This window comes from Myroides sp. 1354 (assembly GCF_030324495.1).
Taxonomy (GTDB): Bacteria; Bacteroidota; Bacteroidia; order Flavobacteriales; family Flavobacteriaceae; genus Flavobacterium.
In genome coordinates this window covers 1-525 of record NZ_JACAGN010000045.1, presented here as the reverse complement: position 1 = coordinate 525, position 525 = coordinate 1, and the positions used below count along the sequence as shown (strand labels likewise).

The window sequence follows — 525 nt, the reverse complement described above, 5'->3', positions numbered from 1 at the left end:
CCTGAGGGTAAAAAGGCTATTGGCTGTAAGTGGGTGTACAAGGTGAAGCACAACTCAGATGGAAGCATAAGCAGGTACAAGGCTAGACTGGTAGCCAAAGGATATGCACAAACACATGGCATTGATTATGAGGAGACATTTGCACCTGTTGCAAAGATGGCAACAGTGAGAGCAGTGATTGCCGTGTGGCTGCATCAAAAGGTTGGATCTTACATCAAATGGATGTAAAGAATGCATTCTTGCATGGTGAGTTGCAAGAAGAGGTGTATTTGGACCCCAGCCACCTGGCTATGAGGATTTGAGTCACCCAAATTTTGTGTGCAGGCTGCGTAAAGCCTTGTATGGCTTGAAGCAAGCACCGAGAGCATGGCATGACAAGATCGCTGAGTATCTTGTCACCATTAGATTTTGTATGTCAAGTGCAGATCATTCACTCTATGTGCATAAGAGTGGTAAGGGCATTGTGGTCATCACTATCTTTGTGGATGACATGATTGATGGGGGTGTCAGTGATGTGGTAGGTGA

The 525-nt window shown here is 45.5% G+C and carries 1 protein-coding gene; it reads left to right on the top strand.

The window, feature by feature from the left end; genetic code table 11:
• Positions 1-228 (top strand): reverse transcriptase domain-containing protein (locus HX004_RS17675; RefSeq protein ID WP_286444184.1); only part of this gene is annotated, 228 nt, incomplete at its 5' end.
• Positions 229-525: the final 297 nt, after the last annotated feature.